The organism is Erwinia papayae (genome assembly GCF_058241465.1).
In genome coordinates, this window is sequence record NZ_JBZCHT010000009.1 from 1,261,631 (window position 1) to 1,284,679 (window position 23,049).

General features: G+C 53.2%; 21 protein-coding genes. 10 read left to right on the top strand and 11 right to left on the bottom strand.

Annotated features, from left to right (window positions below; all coding sequences use genetic code 11):
- Window positions 1–236: 236 nt before the first annotated feature.
- Together AC3RPL_RS10780 and AC3RPL_RS10785 are read right to left on the bottom strand one after the other, a co-directional pair.
- Window positions 237–443 carry a glycine zipper domain-containing protein gene (locus tag AC3RPL_RS10780; RefSeq protein ID WP_490740014.1) on the bottom strand — a complete coding sequence of 69 codons (207 nt, stop codon included), beginning with the start codon at window positions 441–443 and terminating at the stop codon, window positions 237–239.
- 291 nt (window positions 444–734) lie between these two features.
- Window positions 735–1,490, bottom strand: a complete 756-nt coding sequence (locus tag AC3RPL_RS10785) for a DUF481 domain-containing protein (RefSeq protein ID WP_490740015.1) — start codon at window positions 1,488–1,490, stop codon at window positions 735–737.
- Window positions 1,491–1,831: 341 nt separating this feature from the next.
- Between AC3RPL_RS10785 and AC3RPL_RS10790 the strand changes: the two genes are divergently transcribed.
- Entirely contained in the window at window positions 1,832–2,725 is an 894-nt protein-coding gene (locus AC3RPL_RS10790) for a fructosamine kinase family protein (RefSeq protein ID WP_490740016.1), read from the top strand.
- 19 nt (window positions 2,726–2,744) lie between these two features.
- On the opposite strand, the gene AC3RPL_RS10795 is transcribed toward AC3RPL_RS10790, so the two are convergent.
- Window positions 2,745–3,284: a YniB family protein gene (locus AC3RPL_RS10795; protein ID WP_490740017.1), complete on the bottom strand. Its 540-nt coding sequence runs from the start codon at window positions 3,282–3,284 to the stop codon at window positions 2,745–2,747.
- A gap of 171 nt (window positions 3,285–3,455) precedes the next feature.
- Here AC3RPL_RS10795 and hxpB point away from each other — a divergent pair, with 171 nt between their 5' ends.
- The 5 genes from hxpB to AC3RPL_RS10820 all read left to right on the top strand — a co-directional run bounded on the left by hxpB (window position 3,456) and on the right by AC3RPL_RS10820 (window position 9,582).
- Window positions 3,456–4,127 carry a hexitol phosphatase HxpB gene (gene hxpB, locus AC3RPL_RS10800; protein ID WP_490740018.1) on the top strand — a complete coding sequence of 224 codons (672 nt, stop codon included), beginning with the start codon at window positions 3,456–3,458 and terminating at the stop codon, window positions 4,125–4,127.
- A gap of 146 nt (window positions 4,128–4,273) precedes the next feature.
- Window positions 4,274–4,864, top strand: coding sequence for a metal-dependent hydrolase (locus AC3RPL_RS10805; protein WP_490740019.1), 591 nt, complete (start codon window positions 4,274–4,276; stop codon window positions 4,862–4,864).
- A gap of 159 nt (window positions 4,865–5,023) precedes the next feature.
- Entirely contained in the window at window positions 5,024–6,421 is a 1,398-nt protein-coding gene (locus AC3RPL_RS10810; RefSeq protein ID WP_490740020.1) for an L-cystine transporter, read from the top strand.
- Window positions 6,422–6,697: 276 nt separating this feature from the next.
- The gene (gene katE / locus AC3RPL_RS10815) at window positions 6,698–8,962 is read left to right on the top strand and encodes a catalase HPII (RefSeq protein WP_490740021.1); all 2,265 of its coding nucleotides are present in this window, start codon (window positions 6,698–6,700) and stop codon (window positions 8,960–8,962) included.
- A gap of 230 nt (window positions 8,963–9,192) precedes the next feature.
- A complete protein-coding gene (locus AC3RPL_RS10820; protein WP_034940461.1) occupies window positions 9,193–9,582 on the top strand; it encodes a DUF6515 family protein in 390 nt (129 codons plus the stop codon).
- Between the two features lie 50 nt (window positions 9,583–9,632).
- Here the strand turns inward: AC3RPL_RS10820 and osmE are convergent, their stop codons facing one another.
- Window positions 9,633–9,968, bottom strand: a complete 336-nt coding sequence (gene osmE, locus AC3RPL_RS10825; protein ID WP_034940459.1) for an osmotically-inducible lipoprotein OsmE — start codon at window positions 9,966–9,968, stop codon at window positions 9,633–9,635.
- A gap of 549 nt (window positions 9,969–10,517) precedes the next feature.
- Between osmE and nadE the strand changes: the two genes are divergently transcribed.
- Together nadE and cho are read left to right on the top strand one after the other, a co-directional pair.
- Complete coding sequence (gene nadE, locus AC3RPL_RS10830) at window positions 10,518–11,348, top strand: NAD(+) synthase (protein WP_261640695.1); 831 nt, start codon at window positions 10,518–10,520, stop codon at window positions 11,346–11,348.
- Window positions 11,349–11,571: 223 nt separating this feature from the next.
- Complete coding sequence (cho, locus tag AC3RPL_RS10835; protein ID WP_490740022.1) at window positions 11,572–12,435, top strand: excinuclease Cho; 864 nt, start codon at window positions 11,572–11,574, stop codon at window positions 12,433–12,435.
- Window positions 12,436–12,523: 88 nt separating this feature from the next.
- On the opposite strand, the gene spy is transcribed toward cho, so the two are convergent.
- The 7 genes from spy to AC3RPL_RS10870 all read right to left on the bottom strand — a co-directional run bounded on the left by spy (window position 12,524) and on the right by AC3RPL_RS10870 (window position 21,410).
- Complete coding sequence (gene spy, locus AC3RPL_RS10840; RefSeq protein ID WP_490740023.1) at window positions 12,524–13,018, bottom strand: ATP-independent periplasmic protein-refolding chaperone Spy; 495 nt, start codon at window positions 13,016–13,018, stop codon at window positions 12,524–12,526.
- 367 nt (window positions 13,019–13,385) lie between these two features.
- Entirely contained in the window at window positions 13,386–14,384 is a 999-nt protein-coding gene (astE, locus tag AC3RPL_RS10845; protein ID WP_490740024.1) for a succinylglutamate desuccinylase, read from the bottom strand.
- Between the two features lie 79 nt (window positions 14,385–14,463).
- Window positions 14,464–15,792, bottom strand: coding sequence for an N-succinylarginine dihydrolase (gene astB, locus AC3RPL_RS10850; protein WP_490740025.1), 1,329 nt, complete (start codon window positions 15,790–15,792; stop codon window positions 14,464–14,466).
- Window positions 15,789–17,258 (bottom strand): succinylglutamate-semialdehyde dehydrogenase, encoded by a 1,470-nt coding sequence (astD, locus tag AC3RPL_RS10855; RefSeq protein WP_490740026.1) that lies wholly within the window; start codon window positions 17,256–17,258, stop codon window positions 15,789–15,791. Before astD ends, astB begins: the two co-directional genes overlap by 4 nt.
- Window positions 17,255–18,292, bottom strand: coding sequence for an arginine N-succinyltransferase (gene astA / locus AC3RPL_RS10860; protein ID WP_490740027.1), 1,038 nt, complete (start codon window positions 18,290–18,292; stop codon window positions 17,255–17,257). The genes astD and astA overlap by 4 nt, the downstream gene beginning before the upstream one ends.
- Window positions 18,289–19,509, bottom strand: a complete 1,221-nt coding sequence (locus AC3RPL_RS10865) for a bifunctional succinylornithine transaminase/acetylornithine transaminase (RefSeq protein WP_490740028.1) — start codon at window positions 19,507–19,509, stop codon at window positions 18,289–18,291. Before AC3RPL_RS10865 ends, astA begins: the two co-directional genes overlap by 4 nt.
- A 467-nt stretch (window positions 19,510–19,976) precedes the next feature.
- Window positions 19,977–21,410 (bottom strand): YchO/YchP family invasin, encoded by a 1,434-nt coding sequence (locus tag AC3RPL_RS10870; RefSeq protein ID WP_490740029.1) that lies wholly within the window; start codon window positions 21,408–21,410, stop codon window positions 19,977–19,979.
- Between the two features lie 211 nt (window positions 21,411–21,621).
- Here AC3RPL_RS10870 and AC3RPL_RS10875 point away from each other — a divergent pair, with 211 nt between their 5' ends.
- A complete protein-coding gene (locus tag AC3RPL_RS10875) occupies window positions 21,622–22,170 on the top strand; it encodes a YbhB/YbcL family Raf kinase inhibitor-like protein (RefSeq protein ID WP_490740030.1) in 549 nt (182 codons plus the stop codon).
- Between the two features lie 359 nt (window positions 22,171–22,529).
- Window positions 22,530–23,039: an SH3 domain-containing protein gene (locus AC3RPL_RS10880; RefSeq protein ID WP_490740031.1), complete on the top strand. Its 510-nt coding sequence runs from the start codon at window positions 22,530–22,532 to the stop codon at window positions 23,037–23,039.
- The last annotated feature ends 10 nt before the right edge of the window (window positions 23,040–23,049 follow it).

A 23,049-nucleotide genomic window follows, 5' to 3' on the forward strand; every position in this document is an offset into this window, starting at 1 on the left:
AATTTAACAATTTTTTATTCCTGTAACGTCGTGAAAAAAATAAGTCATCGTATATGCAATCAGATATCTGTAATTTAAATTACAGAAAATATTATCATCATTACATCATTGAAGTAACAATGGGATATGTGAAAACAGCAGGCACTAAAATCAGTACCCGCTGTCTGGGATCGTTAATGACTACACATTATTTTATGGTGTAAAAACGAACTCATCTAAATGTAACTCAAAGCTTATTATGATTTGTTGCTGTTCTCAATAGCCACCCCGGTACAGCTACCAACAATTGCACCAACTAAAGCGCCAGGAACTCCGCCAATAACAGCACCAACTACACCACCAGCAACAGTGCCAATGGCTCCACCAGTCCAACCACTCCAACCACTCGCACCACCGCGAATCTCCTGGCATTGTTCAAGGGTCATTTGCGTTTTTGTATTCATAGTATTTCTCCTATAGTTTTAAACGTTATTTTCCGTGTAAAGCTTATTTACTATAGGTAAATAGCGTCAAAAAAAAACGAAAATAAGGGGGGTAAGAGAAAAATTATCTTAAGTTAAGCGTGTGAATCGATGGTTTTAAAAAAAACGGCGATTATAACTAACAAAATACGGGAACACGGGAACAAAAGAACTGAGAGGAGGAAAATAAAACATGCAGCAGGATAATTGGGATCCGGAAGCATAACTTAATTCACAGGAGGGTGTACTAAGTTCGCTTCCGGACCCGGATACTTACATCGCGTAAGAAAGCTGTATAGTGGTTTTGGTATCCGTTTTGTCCGGTGCTGAAGACGGCGGATTCTGGTTCCAGGTCACATTATAAGCCAGCTTAAGTGCAAAATGGCTGTTGATCGCTACCTGAAGACCGGTTTCTGAGTTTACGGTGGTATCATCGCTTCCCAGTACGGAAACACCCTGAATAAACTTCGTGGTGTCGGTCAGTTGCCACTGGTAGCTCAATGCCCCATAGGCCAGTGCCTGGGTTTCATGCCCACCGTCGTGGTAGTCATCGTAACGCACGCCAGGACCGGCTTCCACACGTAACGAATGCACCGGACCATTAAGTATCTGACGACCGTAACCGGCAGCAAGGATAGAGCGTCCATCATAACCGTTAAAACGATCGTTTAACCAGCTGGCCTGACCAAACAGGTAATCAGCCGAGTTCAGGTTGTAACGGGTACGTCCACCAATCTGGTAAGTTTCAGAAGCACGTACGTCATTAGATGAAGTATTACTGGCGTTACCCCACAAGCTGTATGCCGTTGAGGGCTGATACCAGGTCATATTGGTGTTAGCCGTCAGTGATGAACTGGTGGTGTTTCCCGTCTGAGCAAGATAGCCCGCGGCAGCATTACCTTCGAAGGTTTTTTTTGCCGTTGAAGGATCATCCATGACGGTAAAAACGTTGTTATCCGCCAGTGCCTGATGGCATATCGAGGCCCCGGAGAGTAAAAGTAGTGCAGACAGCTTGTTAAGCGCTTTCATTAAATTTGATCCGTACGACAGGTTAAAAGGGTGAGTCTGAAGAGTTTCAGAGGACGATCAATGTAATTTACGGTAAGAATCGTAACATTTTATTAAATATATATTTTTTCAGCTAACAGGCCCGCCAAGCCCACCAAATGAGAATCATCTCATTAACATGGCGAATTATAACGGTTAGTTGCAAATTTTTCACCACATTGTAAACAGGAAACATCTGACAGAGACAACAGCGTGCAACCGCTCGTCTCAACATATTGAATATTAAATTGCCAGGTGCGTGAGGTGTTTTCTGACGGAAATAATCATCCTCCCACAGTGAACAGCGTAAAAAGGAGTACCCTATGTGGTCAGCCATTGGTCGTCTGTTAAGTGAGCAGTTTGCAATTGCTGAAATTACCCAGCGTATCCGGTTATCTGATGGAGAAATACACTCGACGTGGAGAGCCCGCTATGGTGAGCGTGATGTCTTTGTAAAATGCAATTCACGCGACATGCTCGACCTGTTTATCAGGGAAGCAGAACAACTTGAATTGCTGGCACGCACGGGAACGGTGAAAGTGCCGACAGTCTATGGGGTGGGTAGCGATCGTGATGTCAGCTTTCTTCTGCTGGAGTATATCCCACTGCGGCCGATGGACGGTGAAAGTGCCAGACAACTGGGTGAACAGCTGGCGCGGCTGCATCAATGGAGTGAGCAACCGCAATTTGGGCTGGATTTTGATAACAATTTCACCACCTCCCCTCAGCCCAACAACTGGTTGCGCCGTTGGTCACACTTTTTTTCCGAGCAACGCATTGGCTGGCAGTTGCTGCTGGCGGCGGAAAAAGGCATTCAATATGGCAACAGCGAATTGATCATCGATTGCGCTGAGAGATTACTGGCCTCGCACCATCCCCAGCCTTCACTGCTGCACGGCGACCTGTGGCCTGCAAACTACGGCAACAGTCACTGCGGGCCGTGGATCTTTGACCCCGCCTGTTACTGGGGAGACAGAGAGTGCGATCTGGCGTTGCTGCCAGACTTCCCAACGTTGCCACAACACATTCTGCACGGTTATCAGTCAGTATGGCCATTGCCGACTGGCTACCTGTCGCGTCAGCCCGTATATCGGCTCTATTATCTGCTCAACCGGGCTAACGTGTTTGGCGGCGACTGGATAACAGAGGCTCAGCGGGCGGTGGGTGCGCTGCTGGACCCGGATGGGCCAAAAGTGCAGCACGTCAAACCGGATTGATATTGAGAAGCCCGGGGATTCAGCCGATAAAACCCAACAACTTCAGGATAAAATAGCCCGCGACGGCGACGGCCACCGGCAGAATATACAGCGGGAAAAATTGCAGAAAAATGCTATGTCCGGGCACCACAATTTTCTCTTCCAGCTGCTGGCGGCTTCGCCCTTCCGCCCCTCTGGCATTTTCCAGGATTAACTGATCCTCAACGCCTTCTTTCAGACGACGCGACTGACGCCACATTCTGGCACCCGATGCCTGTAAAGCCAGGCCGATGAAAATCATCACGTAGATAATCCAGAAAGTAATATTGCTACCATGATTGAAATCCGGCACTGGCGAATTATTCCAGAAGCTGTTCAGAAAGCCGGTATTGAAGCGGATCATATCGATCATGACGTGAGAGAAGTCCTGCATTACCGCATTAATGCCTTCCCGTTTTTCACGGCTTTTCTCAAGAAATCCCATCAGTGAGATTAATGTTGAGATTAACGCCGGAATAAAAATAACCCAGCCAGCACTTCTTTTAAGTATTGCGATCCGGCCAGCCTGTTGATAAGTCATGCTTTCTTCCTGTCATCCTGAAATGTGGCTCTAAGTTTACCCTTTGAAAATAAAATCTGCCTGTAAAAAGTGGTTCTCACCTCCTGTGGGTCAGAAAGCGTGATGGATGGAAAGATGTTGCAGCATGGTCGTTCTGCTAAGGTATCTGTAAATTTCTGATGGAGGCTGAATATGTCCCGTTCCCACCCGGTTGTGGCAGCAATCTTTGATATGGATGGACTGATAATCGATTCTGAACCCCTGTGGGAGAGAGCTGAGCTGGAAATATTCGCTCAGTTAGGCGTGGATCTCACCAGACGCAGCGAAATGCCTGACACCGTGGGTCTGCGTATCGATCAGGTGGTGAGAATGTGGTTCGAGGCACAGCCCTGGAGAGGCCCCGATCAGCAGGTGATCACCCGCCGTATCATAGCCCGTACCCTGGAGTTGATTGAAGAAAGCCGTCCACTGTTACCCGGCGTTAAGCAGGCATTACAGCTATGTCAGGCTGAGGGACTGAAAATCGGTCTGGCTTCCGCTTCGCCTTTAACTATGCTGGAGCGGGTCCTGGAAATGTTTGAGCTGCGCGATGACTTCAGCGTGCTGATCTCTGCGGAATCGCTTCCTTACAGCAAACCACATCCGCAGGTTTATCTTGATGCCGCCGCAGCGCTTGATGTTGACCCTCTTTGCTGCGTGACGCTGGAAGACTCCTTCAACGGTATGATTGCGACAAAAGCGGCCCGAATGCGTTCTGTGGTGGTCCCTGCACCTCAGTTCGCCAGTGATGCCCGATGGAAGCTGGCGGATGTGCAGCTCAGATCGCTCACTGAACTGACTAAAAAAGCACTGCTGGGAAATTGATCCCCGGACCGGCATTGGTCTGGCTGTGGAGAGTCTGAGATTTAAGCAGGAAAATTATTTATCTTTCGTTACAACGTAACCTGTTTATTACACTGTATATATCCCCTATACTGGATGAAATGACAGTAATATAACCGGGTGTGATCATGACGGCCGAAGGCCATCTAATTTTTGCTATCGCCAGCGCCATATTTGCCAAACGGGCTGAGCTGACGCCAGAACTGGCAAGCGGTGACTGGTGGCACATCATTCCCGCCGCACTGCTGACCTGCCTGCTACCGGATATTGACCATCCTAAATCGTTTCTGGGCCAGCGCCTGAAATGGATCTCTCATCCGGTCGCCCGGCTGTTCGGTCACCGGGGGTTTACCCACTCCCTGCTGGCGGTGATTGCTGCGGTGGCGTTGTTACAACTGAAAATTCCTTCACAGGGAATTATTCCCGCCGATGCCTTTCAGGGCCTGGTACTGGGCTATCTGAGTCATATCGCCGCCGACATGCTTACCCCTGCCGGGGTGCCATTGCTGTGGCCGTGCCGCTGGCGTTTTCGTCTGCCATTACTGAACAGCCAGAAAGGCAATCAACTGGAGAGAGCCTTGTGTCTGGCGCTGGTGGGGTACGCCATGTGGTTTCCTCCAGGTATGCCGCCCTCAGGCGCAAACGGCTGGCCGGCGCAAATGATTAATTCCGTTCAGAACAGCATCGGCCGCTTAATTAAACAGCAACCAGCCTGGTAGCGGTTTTTAATGCCCATTAGCTATAAGACATGTCTTTTGGATATATCGCTGTTTCTGCCCTCACTGTTAACATGCGCGCAAAGACGCACCTGTTGCGCAACAAAAAATAACAGTTATTGACGGGGCGAAGTCAACCCCGAAACCATTGGAGATACGGGGATGAACTTTCCATTACTGGCTAACCTGGCGGCATTTATCATTCTGCTGGTCATTCTGGCCAGATGCGGCAACAGTAGCTGGAGCCTGTCCAGACGGGTGCTGACGGGCCTGGTGATTGGCGTACTGTTTGGGCTGTCTTTACAAACTATTTATGGCGCAGATAATCCGACGCTAAAAACCTCAATCACGTGGTTTAATCTCGCAGGCAACGGCTATGTTCAGCTGCTGCAAATGATTGTGATGCCGCTGGTTTTTGCTTCGATCCTCAGCGCGGTGGCACGACTGCACAACGCTTCTTCTCTGGGCAAAATCAGCACGCTGACTATCAGCGTTCTGCTGTTTACGACTGCGATTTCCGCACTGGTGGGCGTATTCGTCACCTGGCTGTTTGGCCTGAACGCCAGTGGTCTGGTCCAGGGTGCGCAGGAAACGGCGCGCCTTGCTGCCCTGCAATCTAATTACGTTGGTAAAGTCGCCGATCTGTCGCCGCCTCAACTGCTGCTTTCCTTTATCCCAAAAAATCCGTTTGCCGATTTGACCGGCGCGAATCCGACATCCATTATCAGCGTGGTTATCTTTGCTGCGTTCCTCGGCGTCGCCGCTCTGCACCTGTTAAGAGATGATAAACCGAAGGGCGAACGTGTGCTGGCAGCCATCGACGTCTTACAGGCCTGGGTGATGAAGCTGGTCAGGCTGATTATGAAACTGACCCCTTACGGTGTGATGGCGCTGATGACTAAAGTCGTGGCCAGCTCAAACATGAATGACATCATCAAACTGGGTGGATTCGTGCTGGCTTCTTATCTGGGACTGGCGATTATGTTTGCGGTCCATGCGCTGTTACTGTCAGTTAACGGCGTTAATCCCGGACGTTTTTTCCGGAAAATGTGGCCGGTGCTGACATTTGCCTTCACCAGCCGTTCCAGTGCCGCCACTATTCCACTGAGCGTTGAAGCACAAACCCGCCGTCTGGGCATTCCTGAATCCATTGCCAGCTTTGCAGCCTCATTTGGCGCCACCATTGGGCAGAACGGCTGTGCCGGGCTTTATCCCACGATGCTGGCAGTAATGGTCGCGCCCACGGTGGGTATTAACCCCTTTGACCCGATGTGGATCGCCACGCTGGTCGGTGTTGTGACGCTCAGCTCTGCCGGTGTGGCAGGCGTCGGGGGCGGCGCAACATTCGCCGCGCTGATCGTACTGCCAACGCTTGGACTGCCGGTGACGCTGGTGGCATTACTGATCTCAATTGAACCGCTGATTGATATGGGCCGAACTGCCCTGAATGTTAACGGCTCGGTAACCGCCGGGACGCTGACCAGCCAGTGGCTGAAGCAGACAGATAAATCACGGATGAACAGTGATGCCGAAAACGATGTGGCATTAGCCCAGCGCTAACCCTCTGCACGCTTAAATATTTCTCAGCTGAGGCCGGTCATCCGGCCTCTTTCATTTTTCGCGGTGAATGACCTCCGCCCCGACCTTGTTCGCCATAACGAAATCCTCCGGGGCAGAGATGAGATGCCACCGTCATCACGCTAACCTGCCCCACTCCTACCATTTCCCACCGGTAAGCATTCTGCCAGGCGGCTTAACCCTGCGCTGAACAGGCGTACCTGTACCACTGTTCTATAGTTACTGAAGTCTGAAGTGACCACTACCGGAGCAAAGCACATGTCGAAAGAAACTGATAATAAGGAAATAAGCCACAATGCCCCTGCAACCGGGCCTGATTCAGCCAGACCCGGCATGGATTCTCTGGCACCCGAAGGGCGTTCTTATAAACCGCTGGCGGAACCGACGCCCCCCGGCAAACAGCCTACTGCGCCGGGCAGTCTGAAAGCCCCTGATACCCGTAATGCAAAAATCGACGCGCTGGAAACCTTTCGTAAGGGCAGCGAAAATTTCCCCCTGACCACCAACCAGGGAACGCGCATTGCTGACGATCAGAACTCCCTGCGGGCGGGCACGCGCGGCCCCACACTACTGGAAGATTTTATCCTGCGGGAAAAAATCACCCATTTTGACCACGAACGTATTCCGGAGCGGATCGTACATGCCCGAGGCTCGGCGGCTCACGGTTATTTCCAGCCTTACCGCAATATGAGTGACGTCACCAAAGCTGACTTCCTGCGCGATCCGGAGCGCCTGACGCCAGTTTTTGTGCGTTTCTCCACCGTTCAGGGTGGCGCAGGCTCCGCCGACACCGTGCGCGATATCCGTGGCTGGGCCACCAAGTTTTACACTGAAGAGGGAGTTTTTGACCTGGTTGGCAATAACACGCCGGTTTTCTTTATTCAGGATGCGCATAAATTTCCGGATTTTGTTCATGCAGTAAAACCTGAGCCACATAACGAAATCCCACAGGGTCAGAGTGCACATGACACCTTCTGGGATTATGTCTCTCTGCAACCGGAAACGCTGCACAACGTCATCTGGGCGATGTCCGATCGCGGTATTCCTCGTAGCTACCGCACGATGGAAGGATTTGGCATCCACACCTTTCGATTTATTAATGCTGAAGGTAAAGCGACTTTCGTGCGTTTTCACTGGAAACCTGTCGCGGGCAAGGCTTCTTTGCTGTGGGATGAATCACAGAAACTGACCGGACGCGATCCAGATTTCCATCGCCGCGATCTGTGGGAAGCCATTGAAGCCGGAGACTATCCTGAATATGAACTGGGTGTGCAGCTGATCGCCGAAGAGGACGAGTTTAAATTTGATTTTGACCTGCTCGATGCCACCAAGCTGATCCCCGAAGAGCTGGTGCCGGTCGAGTTGATTGGCAAAATGGTGCTTAACCGCAACCCGGATAACTTTTTTGCAGAAACCGAACAGGTGGCCTTTCACCCAGGCCATATCGTGCCCGGCCTGGACTTTACCAATGATCCCCTGTTGCAGGGCCGTCTGTTCTCCTACACCGACACGCAGATCAGCCGACTCGGTGGACCAAACTTCCATGAAATCCCGATTAACCGTCCTACCTGCCCGTATCACAACTTTCAACGGCAGGGAATGCACCGGATGGATATAGATACCAATCCCGCGAACTACCAGCCCAACTCCATCAATGACAACTGGCCACGCGAAACACCTCCCTCCCCGCAACGCGGCGGCTTTGAAAGTTATCAGGAGCGTATTGAGGGGCACAAAGTCCGGGAACGCAGTCCGTCATTCGGGGAATATTATTCGCAGCCGCGACTGTTCTGGAACAGTCAGACGCCGGTAGAGCAACAGCACATTATCGATGCGTTCTCATTTGAACTGAGTAAAGTCGCCAGAAGCTGGATTCGTGAACGGGTGGTGGATCATCTGGTGCATATTGATGTGTCACTGGCAAACAGCGTCGCGGAAAATCTGGGTATCGCCCTTTCCGACGAAAAAATGCATACCGCGCCGCCAAAAGATGTTAACGGCCTGAAAAAGGATGCCAGCCTGAGCCTTTATGCCGTGCCGAGCGGCTCAGTTAAAGGCCGCCAGGTGGCGCTGTTGCTCAGCGATGGCGTCATTGCCGCCGACGTACTGGCTATCCTTCAGGAACTGAAGGCTCAGGGTATACACAGTAAGCTGCTCGCCCGTCATATGGGACAGGTGCGCGCCGATGATGGTTCGCACCTGCCCGTTGATGCCACCTTCAGCGGATTGCCATCACTGACCTTTGACGCTGTGATTGTCCCTGACGGTAATATTGATGCACTGCTCCTCAGTGGTGATGCCCGCTATTTTCTGCTGGAAGCCTATAAACATCTTAAAGTCATTGCATTAAGCGGTGCGGCCCGGCGCTTTATGTCGCAGTTTGGTCTTAACGATGATGAGCAGGAGGAAGGGATGATTGTGGAAAATAAGGCCGAAGGTGTATTGATGAGTGAATTTCTGGCCGCAATGGCCGCGCATCGCGTCTGGTCACGAAGCCAGAAAGCACTCAGCGTACCGGCTTAAGCTTGCATCCGTCTGGTGCCAGAAGGGTTTTGGCACCCACCGTGACTGATGCAAAAAACCGGCAGCGCTGACTGCGCGGCAAGCCCTCAGAGGCAAAGTAAGAGGGATCATGCAGTAAGGGTTAAGAATACGTTAAGCAGTGTAAGAAACGGACAACAGCGGGGCTTTCCTTCTTGTGTTTTGGCTGGCCCGGAGTAATGTTAGCCTCAGTCTGAAGCAGGAGAAACTGTATGAAAAAGGTAATAAGTACTCTTCTTGCCTTAACGTTATTATCGCCCGCGCTGGTTTCCGCTCACCCGGGTGGCTGGGGGCCTGGTCCTGGCCCCGGTCCGGGATGGGGACGCGGCTGGGGGCATGGTCCCGGACGGCTGTCAATTTTGCCAGATGCCGCCGCTGCGGTCATTATCGGTGGTCTGACTTACTATGCCCTGAATGGCATGTATTATCAGCGTCAGAACGACAACACTTACGTCGTGGTTCAGCCACCGGCAGAGCGCCTGAGCGGTAGCATGAATGCCGTTGATTATAATGGTGAGCGTTTCTACGTGCAGGACGGACACTACTATCGTCGTGATATTGATGGCCGCTACCTGGAAGTGCCCCGCCCGCCGGGCCTGTAGCAGTAAAAAAAACGGTCACCCCTGGGTGACCGTTTTTTTACTGCGGCAAATTACTGCCCGGTTTGTGGGTCAGTATCGTAGTCTTTACAGCTCTGGAAACCATAATTCATTACGCGACCATTATCGCTGTAGCTGACAAAGTAGGTCTGCAATTTACCATCACGCTGGCCGAGAACATAAGTCTGGCAGGTGCCACGGGCATGAACCATGGTAATTTCAGTAGAAGGTGGACCTGCAATATCACGCACCTGCTGGCGGGTCATACCCTTTTTCACATCCTGCACTACCGGTTTGGTAACATAGCTTTCCGCACGGTCATAGGCTGTACAGCCAGATAAAACAGCCAGAGCCACAGCAGCACCAATTAATCCTGTAACCTTATTCATGTTTTTTATTCCTCTGAGATTATCCATACCCGCATAAGCCTGGAACATAAAGCCTGTTTAATCAACTTTGTGATAAAGAAAAAACCGGGAAAAGAGTGACCTGGATGCGTCAGCAGGAGTTTTCGACGATGAGCACGGGCTTTCCGCCTGAAAAGCAAAAAAAGCGCGCTTCACACTGGTTTTTTTCACCCGCTGGCACTGTAAACCACCCCATAGCGCACATCTTCACTGGCGGTGACCTGGGATCACTGCAATTGTCAGGCTGAAGCCTGCGCTGAAATAACACTCCGTCCATCGGCCGTAGCCTGGCCCAGAGGCAGGTAAAAACAGCGCCGCTAGGATTTGATGCACTTCGACCATTGCCGGCAGGCGACAGAAAACGGTTACGATATTATCTGCATGAATAAATCACTAAAATGACTGATTTATCAGCAAAAGATCGGCCGTTAACAGGATTGAATCTTGTTGTTTCGTCGCAGGCAGGTTAGTTTTACAACAGACCTTATCGCAACCGCCAGACCGGCATGTACTGAATTTGAGGAGAGGTGAATGGCTCTGCAACAGGAAATTATTGAAGCGTTGGGTGTCAAGCCCACCATCGACGTGGAGCAGGAAATTCGCACCAGCGTGGATTTTCTGAAATCGTACCTGAAAGCCAATCCGTTTATTAAAACGCTGGTTCTCGGCCTGAGTGGTGGACAGGATTCAACCTTAACCGGCAAGCTCAGCCAGACCGCCATCAGCGAACTGCGCGACGAAACGGGCGACCAGAGCCTGCAATTTATTGCTGTCCGCCTGCCCTATGGTGTCCAGGCTGACGAACAGGATTGTCAGGATGCCATCAATTTTATCCAGCCCGACCGCGTGCTGACGGTAAATATTAAAGAAGCGGTGCTGGCCAGTGAAAAAGCGCTGCGTGACGCAGGTATCACGCTGTCTGACTATATTCGCGGAAATGAAAAAGCGCGTGAACGTATGAAGGCACAGTACAGTATTGCCGGAATGACTGCCGGTGTGGTGGTGGGTACGGATCACGCTGCCGAAGCGGTAACCGGATTTTTCACCAAATACGGCGATGGCGGCACCGACATTAACCCAATATTTCGCCTGCACAAAGGCCAGGGAAAACAACTGTTGAAAGCGCTGGGGTGTCCGGAACATCTCTACCTCAAGCATCCGACGGCAGACCTGGAAGATGATCGTCCGGGGCTTCAGGATGAAGTCGCACTGGGTATCACTTATCAGCAGATCGACCAGTATCTGGAAGGTAAGGATATCGGTCAGGACGCCAGCAGGATCGTCGAGGGATGGTATCTGAAAACCGAACACAAACGCCGTCCGCCCATCACCGTATTCGATGAGTTCTGGAAGAAAAAGTAAAAGGCAGGTGCCGTCGGGATGACTTAACCTGGGTTCAGCCAGAGGTCAGGGCAAGGTGACTGTCGGTCTGTACAATCACAGGCAGGGTCTTTCACCGGCGCGGAAGGTGATATCCGTGCCACACAAAGAGTCAGGATCGTGGTGTATCGCCATTCCCGGTGACGCTTTTTTCTGCATTGCACGTCTGCTACACTGTACATGTAACCAGTAAATGGAGTGAGATGTGGTGAGACGTGCAGCAAGCCCCCGGCTGGAGAGTGAACCCGCCGCGTTCTATCAGTATCCTGAGCATTTGCGTTCTTCGCTGGCCGACCTTCCCTCCCTGCCCGGCGTGTATGTTTTTCACGGAGAAAGCGATACCCTGCCGCTCTACATTGGTAAGAGCGTCAACATCCGCAGCCGGGTAATGTCCCATCTGCGTAATACCGATGAAGCGCGGATGCTGCGCCAGGCACGGCACATTACTTTTATCACCACCGCCGGAGAGCTGGGTGCATTGCTACTGGAAGCGCAAATGATCAAAATCCGGCAGCCCTTATTCAACAAACGGCTACGTAAAAATCGCCAGCTTTGCTCACTGCATATCAGTGGAACTCAACCCACCGTGGTGTATGCCCGGGAGGTAGATTTTTCTCATACGCCAAATCTGTTTGGTCTGTATGCCAGCCGCCGGGCGGCACTGGAGACACTACATAACATTGCTGATGAGCAACGCCTCTGTACCGGAATATTGGGACTGGAAAATCTTCGTCCACAGCGGGCCTGCTTCCGCGCCAGTCTGGGGCGTTGTGCCGCTGCCTGTTGTGGTAAGGAGTCGATGGCTGAACACCATCAGCGCCTGCTGGCGGCGCTTGAGAGAGTTCGCGTACAGTGCTGGCCCTGGCAGGGAGCAGTGGGCGTGGTGGAAGAAGGCGTCGCGCACAAGCAAATTCACGTGATTAACAACTGGTATTATCTGGGATCGGTAGAGGATATCGCCGCAGCCGGCGAGCTGACCCCCACGCCGCAGGGCTTTGACAGTGATGGCTATAAAATTCTTTGTAAACCGGTAATCAGTGGCAAATACCCGATTATTCCGCTGTGCTGAAAGCTGAAAACAAAACCGCCGACGTTGTCCACGGCCCTGAAGCAGGTGAACAACGGCGGCGGTCTCCATTCAGTCTTGCAGTGGCGTATTAATCCTCTGCCGGAGGCATTTTATCTTCGTGCTGAGGTTTTTCCGTCAGACGTTTCTCAAAGTTCTCATTGAACTGTTTTTTCTGCTCTGGGGTCAGAACATTGTACATTTTGTTCTGCACTTCCAGCATTTTCACCGCAAGTTCCTTACCGTTGGCTGCCATCTGAGTTGCCTGCGCATCGGCTTTAGCCTGGTCGAACGTATCAGAAGCAATGATGCTGTGCATTGCACGGCGTTCTTCAATCGAAGGCCGTTTCATCTCTTTGTGCGCGTCTTTCATGATCGCATGCATCTGTTGTTTCTGCGCATCCGTCAGTTTCAGATCTTTGAACATAAACATCTCATGCGGACCACCATGACGCGGCGGCTTGTGCATCATGGGTTTGTCTGCACCGGCAGGAGGAGGAGTCATATTATCTGCCGCCGCATGAACGATATTGGCAGCACCCATCGCCAGAGTCATAGCTACAACCAGAGAGGTTAATTTACGCATACCATTTTCCTTACTTTTGGGTCTGAGCCGACAAGGTGTCGGGTTGTCGGAAATCAGTTTAGTGTTCTTAATGTCAAGTACTCACCAACTGAGTAAAACCCTGAAAGCATAAAAGACAAAAAGGCGGCGATCATGGAGAGATTGCGAAGATTATCGTGAGGAATTGCAAAAAGATATGAATTTAAAGCGCTTTATGCAGAAATAATGGCGAAGTGTAATACAGCTGCAAGGATAGGGAAAGGATAAAGTAAATTTAAAAAGAGGCACCGTAGCTGTGAAAAAAAGCGTTTAAAACAGCATAAAAGCGCCGTGGTTATGAGCTCAGACCCGGCGGCACGGATTGCCAGTGCCGCCGGTGAAAAGTCGGTTAAGTCACGCCTGTAGCCTGATTGTGGGGCCCTTCCTCTACCAGCATCAGTCCTGCGCGCTGCCCCTGTGCCACGTCCGGATTAGGAAAGATGACATATTCCCGCGCCTGCTGAACATAAAAACGCTGTTCGCCATCCTCTGCCAGCAGCGTGCCCTGAGGAAAAGCGGTGAAATTGAGCGTCTGCGGGCTCATATGCAGGTGGAATGCCGGAGAATGACGGGTAATTTGTTGTGAAACACAGTAGCGGCGCGGCACGGTTGCAGAAACAGCAAGTGGCTCGGCGGATAATACTGCTGCCAGCGCCGCCTGCGCCGCGGCAAACTGCGCCAGATCGTTACTGCCAAACGGCAGTGCTTTGCCCAGTTCCAGCGTACAACTGAGCGCCGCAAAGTGCTGACAGCTGTAGTGGGTGAAAGTCCCACCGGGTGCACGATGAAATACCAGCGCTTCCTGTCCGGCCGCCGACAGCCAGTGCAGAAAATCCTCTGGCCAGGGCGTTTCACGCTGAGGCAGCACGCCAAAGCGACTGTGCCATGACCCCCGTATAGCCGTATGCATATCCAGATGCCAGCGACGTTCATCGCCACGTCCGGCCTGCCAGAAGGTTTCCATCGCCTGCTCCAGCCGCCATGCCCGACGAACCTCCGGCATATCTTCATAATGCTGCCAGCGGCCGCCAAACAGGCGGTTGATATCCGTTCGCAGGTAGCGCCGGTTTTCACGCAGAGCAGGGGGATTGCCAAGGATCACCTGCAGCCGGGGCAACAGGACGCGGGTTCCGGCCAGCAGCTCGCTGACCAGCGAATTAAGTATTTCTACCGGTGCCGTCTCGTTACCGTGGATCCCGGCGGAAATAACCAACGCCATAGGCGAGGGATGCTCTGGCGTCAGTTCGAGTATCCCTTCATCAAGCCACTGCCATTTTAAATACTGATTGCGGCCAGTCAGCGGCGCAGGCGGTCTGCCTGCCAGAGTTTGTTTCAGAAAATCCTGCATACATATTCCTTATTATCAGTGTCGGATGCTCCTTAAAAAAAGCGCGTCGGCAACGATCTGACGCGCTGTAGTCCTGTATTTACTGCTGAAAGCGGTAAACGTTGCCTAAGTTTAGCAGCCGGGTGAGTTCGTCCAGCGCTTCCCTGCCCTCAATCAACAATTGTGGGTCGGCCAGATCCTCATGACGCAGGCGGTCGCGATAATATTTTTCCACCCAGCGATTCGGCGCAACAAACAGCCGGTCGTTCATCATCACCGCAGGATTGACTGCCGACTGCTGCGCTTCATTAAGCACCACACGCAGACGCAGGCAGGCCGGCCCACCGCCATTACACATGCTTTCACGCAGATCGAATACCTTCAGCTCATCAATTAAACCACCACCTTCAGCCAGTTCGCAGAGGTAACGCCAGACGCCGACATGCTGTCGGGCCTCTTCCGGCAACACCAGTAACATCCTGCCATCAGGCTTGCTCAACAGCTGGCTGTTGAACAGATAAGTCGAAACAGCATCTGACACGCTGACACGCTCCTCAGGCACTTCTACCACCGTAAAGCCGGGCATTTTTTCCCGCAGTGTCGCCAGCAACGCAGGCTGATGCAGAAACGCCCGCTGATGACAGAACAGCAGTTGCTGGTTACTGACGGCAATCACATCGTTATGGAACACCCCCTGATCGATAACGTCAGGATTCTGCTGAGCAAATACCGTTCTCCCGGCATCAAGCTGATGCAGACGCGCCACTGCTTCACTCGCTTCCCGGGTCTGCCTGGCCGGATAACGCCGGGGAGAAACGTCGCCATTCCCCTCTTCCCGGCCATAGACAAACAGTTGTACGCCCGGATCGCCATACTGATGGCTGAAACGGTTATGATTAGCCGCCCCCTCGTCGCCAAACAGGGCAACCTGTGGCAAAGCATCATGCACGCAGAAGTGGTCATCGTTATGAAAAATGGCGCGCAGTAATGCGGCGGTGGTAGGCGCCTCGATAGCCCGGTGAAATTTGTTGTTGAGGTTTGCCACGGTCAGATGGACCCGACCATCAGCGCTATCAGCAGACGGAGACACGGTGGCCGCATTCGCCACCCACATTGCAGATGCTGAACTGGCTGCCGACAACAGCTGAGGAGCCTGGCGAAACGCTTTTTCCACCACCTGTGCATCCGTACCGCAGAAACCGAGCTGGCGCAGGGCAGCCACATTCGGGCGTTCATGAGGAGGGATCACCCCCTGAAGAAACCCCGCGTCTGCCAGCGCCTTCATTTTCAGCAGCCCCTGTTGCGCTGCCAGCCTGGGATTGGATATCTGATGCTGATGGCGGGTGGAAGCCTCATTGCCGAATGAAAGCCCGGCGTAATGGTGGGTCAGGCCCGGCAGGCCATCAAAGTTGGCTTCGCGCGCGTTCATTTATTATCCTCCTGCGGGCTGAAATCGAGCCCAGGTGACAACGTCACAGGTAGTGTTAAATCCGCAGATTCCAGCGATGCCATCGGCCATGCACAATAATCAGCGGCATAAAACGCGCTGGCCCGGTGATTACCGGAAGCACCAATACCACCAAAGGGTGCGCTGCTCGCGGCACCGGTCAGCGGTTTGTTCCAGTTAACGATACCGGCCCGCCCTTCAATCAACAGCCGGTCAAACAGCGCGCGCTGCGCAGAGATAAGTCCCAGAGAAAGGCCATAGCGCGTGGCATTTGCCAGCCGGAGTGCCTGGTCAAAATCATCGTAGCGGACGACCGACAGCAAGGGCCCGAACACCTCTTCGTCCGGCAGATTCTTCAGCGTGGTGACATCGATAATGCCCGGTGTCAGAATCGCACTGTCGCGCGCAGGCCAGCGCATTGGCAACAGTACTTTTCCACCAGCATCAACCCGCGCCCGCCATTCGCTGAAGACATGCTCAGCGGCCTGCCGGGAAATGACACTGCCCATAAACGGCTGAGGTTCATCGTCCCAGCTGCCGGTGCGAATTTTCCCCGCCACCGCCACCAGCCGGGCAAGAAATGCATCTCCTGCTGCGCCTCTTTTCACCAACATGCGACGCGCGCAGGTACAACGCTGACCTGCACTGATAAAAGCAGACTGGATAGCAATATTCACCGCAGCATCCGCATCAGGGATATCCTCAACAATCAGGGCATTGTTGCCCCCCATTTCCAGCGCCAGCATTTTATCCGGACGTCCGGCAAACTGCCGGTGTAGCTGATAGCCGGTGGCGGCACTGCCGGTGAATAAAAGCCCGTCAATGTCAGGTTCCTGCGCCAGGGCCTGACCGGTATCGCGCCCCCCCTGCACCATATTCAGCACACCACCCGGCAACCCGGCATTCAGCCACAGCCGGACCACTTTTTCGGCGCTGGCAGGGGTCTGCTCACTGGGTTTGAACACCACCGTATTACCCGCCAGCAGCGCCGGGACAATATGGCCGTTGGGCAGATGGCCAGGAAAATTGTAGGGACCGAACACCGCCATCACGCCATGCGGTCGGTGGCGCAGTGAGCCGTCTGCGCTTTGCGTTTCCCCGGTGCGTTCATGCCAGGCTTTTACCGAGAGGGCAACTTTATTAATCATCGCCTGAACTTCGGTCGTCGCCTCCCAGCGCGGTTTGCCGGTTTCTTCCGCAATAATGGCGGTCAGCACTTCACGGTTTTTTTCCAGCAGGACGGCAAACTTTTCCACAATCGCCTGACGTTCGTTAAAAGGCCGTCTGGCCCACCCGGAAAAGGCAGCGCGAGCGGCTTCACAGGCGGCGGAGACCTGGCTCTGGCTGGCACTTCTCCCCTGCCACAACACGGTACCCCGCACCGGATCGGATTTGGTGAAATGTTCCCCGCCGCCGATCAGCCATTGTCCATTAATGCAGTGTGTCATGCTTTTTTCTCCGGGCCTGATAAGGTCACCACGCGCAGGGGATCGCCCGGCTCGCAGCGTAAAATGTCAGCCTGTTCCGCAGTCAGGGCAACGTCGTCCCCGTGAGGATCGGCTTGCAGCAACATCACACGAAAATCGTGATAGCGTTCGTTGCCAACCAGGCAAACAGGCTGTTGGTTGTCAGCGAGGCGGGTAACCAGCCTCGCTGACAGCAGGCGGCTTTTACGAACGGCACGGATGCGGTCAATGTCGCATTCCAGCGTAGGGCCACCGTCAAAGATGTCGATATAGTTGAGATAGCGGAATCCCTCCGCTTCCAGCACAGCTCGGGCCGGTGCGGTATCAGGATGCGTCTGACCGATCACCGCCTGTGCCTCCGGCGAAAGATAATTGATATACAAAGGATGTTTAGGCATCAGTTCGGCGATAAACGACTTCTGACCGGTACCGCTGAGATAGTCAGCCGCGCTGAACGACATCGAGAAAAAGCGGCTGCCGACGCTTTCCCAGAACGGCGAATGGCCGTGCTGATCGCTGACGCCTCGCATTTCGGCCACCACTTTTTGCATAAAGCGCTGGCGAAACGCAGCCATAAACAGAAAACGGGATTTTGATAAAAGGTAGCCGTTCCTGCCGTTGCGATAATCCGGGTCGAGAAACAGCGTACACAGCTCACTGCTGCCGGTGTGATCGTTGCTCAGTGAGAGCGTGGGCAGGGCGTTGTAGACATTCAGCTCCTTCGAGGCATGAACCTGCGTGCCCACCCGAAAGTTATACCAGGGTTCCTGCAACCCGACCGCGACCTCAATGGCGCAGATGCCCACCGCCTGTTGCGTCTCACTCTCTTCGAGAACAAACACGTAGCCCTGCTCTGCCCTGGGCAACGCTTCCTGCCAGGTCAGGATGGAGCGTTCAATGCGTGCCGCCAGCGTCGCGCTGTCGGCAGGAAGCGACGTCAGCCCACCGCCAGTTTTTTCGGCAAGCCTGAGCAGCTGCGCCAGATCGTCACGCTCGACGGGGCGGATCACCATCATAGCGCGGCTCCGGCAATCACCGTGCGGCAGGCCCTTTCAAAGCGGGCCAGCCCCTCTCTGACTTCCTGATCAGTAATGATCAGCGAGGGGGCAAAACGCACCACATCAGCACCGGCAATCAGCACCATCAGGCCTTCTTTCACCGCGGCCTGGCTGAATAATTTTGCCTTACCGCTGTAGTCTTCGTTCAGTACACAACCTAACAGCAGGCCCAGCCCGCGAATGTCGCTGAACAGGTGCAAACGTTGATTGACAGCCGTCAGCCCCTCGACAAACCACTGATGGCGTAATTTCACCCCGTCCAGCACCTCCGGCCGATTGACTAATGCCATCACCTCGCCACCAACCGCACCCGCCAGTGGATTGCCGCCATAGGTGGTGCCATGCGTACCAACCCCCAACGCGCGGGCATTTTTTTCCGTGGTCAGCATCGCGCCAATGGGGAAACCGCCACCCAGCGCCTTGGCCGTAGTGAGCACATCCGGTGTGACGCCATAGTGCATGTAAGCATACAGTGAGCCGGTGCGCCCGACGCCGCTCTGTACCTCATCAAAAATCAGTAGCGCCTGGTGCTGGTCGCACAGCTGCCGCAGGCCGCGCAGAAAATCAGGATCGGCCGGGATCACGCCGCCCTCGCCCTGTATGGGTTCGACAATTACCGCACAGGTCTGGTCATTAATCAGCGCCGCCGCCGAGGCTAAATCATTAAAGATGGCGTGGCTGATGCCAGCCGGCAGAGGGGCGAAGTCTTTTGCATAGGCGGGTTGCCCCCCCGCCGAAACGGTAAAAAGCGTGCGACCGTGAAAAGCATTTTTAAACGCCACAATCCCGCTTTTCTGTTCACCGCCGCTGTCATGTGCCACTTTACGGGCCAGTTTCAGCGCGGCTTCATTCGCTTCCGCTCCGGAGTTACAGAAAAATACCCGTTCAGCGAAAGTGGCATCAATCAGCTGTCTGGCGAGCCGCAGGATTGGCTCATTGGTATAACCGTTACCCGTGTGCCAGAGCTTCGCCGCCTGTTGCTGCAATGCCTGGCAAAGCGCAGGATGGGCATGCCCGAGGGCATTAACCGCAATACCACCCGCAAAATCGATATAGCTGTTGCCCTGTTGATCCCACAGTGTCGATCCTTCTGCCCGCACAGGTACAAAGCTGGCGGGGGCATAGGTCGGCACGATCCACCGATCAAAATCGTCGCGAGTCACTTCTGATTGCATCTCAGCCTCATTGTCCTGCACAGGGCAGGTAAATAATTAGTTTAAGTAATGTTAATTAAAAGATTCATAACGGCTGTACTGTAATTTGCATGGTTCATGCCAGCCAGTAAAAAAATGCATAAATCAGGTCAGACATAAGAATATCAATAGCTTAAGACAGCCACCTATTCACTTTAAATGCATAAAAAGTGCATACAGTGATGATGCGGGCTGACTCGCGGCATAAAAACAGAAGAGTTATGCAATGAAAAAATAAAATATCGCTTTTGTGATCGTCGGGGAGATTTGCTTTCAGAAGTGGCCGTTTCACGCTTCATCAGAGTGCAACACGCACCAATACGGCGCAGCGCGTTGGTCACGCCGCCTGACCACGATACTGGCGGCAAACGGGCAACGGCATGGAAATGTCCCGGGGACTTAGTGCTGGCAGGGGCTTGCTGTTCCCTGCCCGATGGCAGCCGGCTCCGTCAGGGAGCCATCAGGTCAAAAGCATTATCATTGCTGTTTTGCAACGTTACCGGTTGTACCAGCTTGAGGGTGATCCAGTTGGAAGTGACACGCTGCTGTCGGCTGTCTTCCAGCGTCACGGAAAGATGATACTCATTAGTGGCATCCGCTGAATTATCCCACTGCGGAATAATGATGCTCCAGCCCTGTGGACTGGTACTGTCAGCAGGCGATGTCAGACTCAGCGCCTGGGTATCCCCCTGCCAGCTAATCGCTTTTATCGGTGCGGTGTGGCGTATTTGCAATTTCAGTGGCAACACCTCACCCGGCTGCACCTGCCAGGGTGGCGTGGCAAGGAATACCGACAGCGTTTTACGCTGGCGGAACGCCATCACCGGCGTATTGTTACGACTGACAGCATCATAACGACTGCCGCTGAGGGAGCGTGAGGCCGCAACGTTATCGGCAGACAACTGCTTACTGAGCGCCACACCAATCTGATAATTCATCTTCAGGCCGAACTGGTCCTGTGTTTCGCCAGTATCTGCCGTTTTACGTGAAGCGCTCAGCGTGAATAACGGCACAGGAGTGTAGCTGACGCCCAATTCGATAGCGGCGGGGTTACTGCCACAGGTGCCGCTGTTAAACAGATCAACCTTGTCACCGAGATACTGCTCATAGCTGAGTGAAACGCCAAGCTGCTGATAAAACGGCAGGTAACCTTGAGTACTGATGTCATAACCGCGTGCCATGCGCATCGCGCTGGTATCGGTGCTGTCACGCCAGCCGGAAAGAGGCTGATAATAGTTGGCCGAGAAGCGTAGAAAATGACTCCATGCCTCGGCACCCAGCGAGCCACGCTGCTGATCTGACTCCAGCAGACTGTCAACAAAGGCGTTATAACCCAGCCGCCAGCTTCCTGCCAGCCATCGCTGTCCCAGACCGGCATTGCCCACCAGACCATAGCGGGTTTGCTGTACACCTATCTGACTGAACGTCAGATACTGATAATTATCCTGCCACGGGGTAACCAGTTGTGCTGAGGTGCCATCAAAATTGCCGTGGCTGTCAACTTCCAGCGAAAGAGTGGCCCGCCCATAGGGTGAGAGCAGCGCTTTACCCTCATTCTCTGCCCGACGGGCGGCTTCATCACGAAAGTGATCAAAAGCCCACTGCCCCGCAGAGCTACCCAGGGATTGATCATCATCGCTGTTCATGCTGGCTTCTCCGATGCTTTTCATCGCCTGAGCCAGCCGTTTTTCCAGCGCAGTATCGGAGGAAGATTGACTGCCAAGATCGGGAAGCTGCTGGCTGAAGCGCCCGGGATCGGAGAAGGGAGCAGCGGCAACGCGGGTGTCCACATTAATGGCATGCGCGACATGCGGGACCGATGCCGCAAAAGCCAGCACAAGCTGACTGAGATGTAAGGATGGCAGGCCGTTTACTCTTTTCATAACCTCAATTTATTGCCAGCTGACAGGCCCTTGCAGCGCTAAACACATCGCTGCCTTATGGCCTTAAAACATGATCAGCTTAACACTTTTGTGCGAAGACTGGCACAGGCCAGGGCTTTTTCAGAGCCATGCCGCAAAGATAACCCACTGGTAAATCGCCTGATTATCCGCCAGACTGCCCGCTGCCCCTTTCTGAAACAGGAATAATCTGATGAAAAAAAACCTGTTGTGCTCTGCACTGCTGTTGAGCGCAGCCAGTGCTTTCGCTGCCCCGGTGTTTACCCTCAGTTCACCTGACTTTAACGACAATGGCATGCTGGCAAAAAAATTTGCTGGCGCAACAAAAGGCAATCCTGCCTGCACGGGACAAAATCGGTCTCCCGCGCTGAGCTGGCAAAATCCGCCAGCCGGAACACAGAGCTTTGCGCTGCTTATTACCGATCCGGTTGGGGCAAAGGGGCTTGGCGTGGATCATCTGGTGGCTTATAACATACCGCCTCAACGTAACCACTTCGCCGCAGGCGAGCTGACTGATGGGAAAGATTATACCGGTGGCAAAAATGCGTCCGGTACGGGCCGCTATCAAGGTCCCTGTCCTCCGGCTGGCAGCGGGCTGCATCATTACAACTTTACACTTATCGCTACTGACCTGGCAGTGGATACCTTCCAGCCGGGACTGAGTCGTGAGCAGCTACTGGGCCAGTTGAAAGGGCATGCGCTGGGTGCCAGCGGTTTAATTGGTCGTTTTGGTAATGACTGACAGGCTGCTACTGATGCATCAGTCCGGTGTTGTGAGATCACATCACCGGCTGTGCCGATCATCTCCCTCAACCTGATTGATTTCCCGGCCACAGCAACAGGCCGCCCCCGAAATTTCATCAGAAATATTAACCATTCACTCTTAATTTAAATGGCCGCAAATTTCTGCCGTACGTTGAGCTGCCATTAACATGTAGGGTGGTATGCCTCAATGGTTCCCATTCCTAAAAGCGTAAGGTAAACTGGCAGGAAATTTATCTTTCTGTAAATCAGCATGTTTTTGATGTGCAGCCGGACTTTGCATCTTCCGTACCGGCTACACGCGTGTGGGGTTTAGCTTATGGAATATAAGGCTCACTGATGGTATTCACCAGGAATAATGTGAAAATTAGCATCGTACTCACCTTGCTGGCCGTCATCACCCTGACGGGCTGTAAAACAGCGCCTCAGATTACTGATGACACGCTTGTTAACACGGTCGTTGATGGCGTGCAACTGAACCACCGCCGTGCCGTAGAGGCACCGCAATCTTTCACACCGATCGATGAAACTTATCGGGCACTGTACAACGCGACGGTGATGAACCGCCCGGACTACGGCGGCAAAATTATTCGCTATCTGGAAAATGGCAAACCCTTCCGCGTGCTGGGTGAGGTGGAAAACCACTGGCTGGCTATCGCAGACGAGGATCAGCAACAGCTTATCGGCTATGTGCCATTTAAAGCTGGAGTAAAAAGCGATCTTTATGACGCCACGCTAAAGAATGATCGTCCACGCGTGCGTAAAAACAACAGGAAAGTCTGCGTGGATGTTGGCGGTAAGAGCAAAGCCTGCCGCGACAGCGACACCGCAACCTGGATTCTGGAGTAGGCTCACTGTG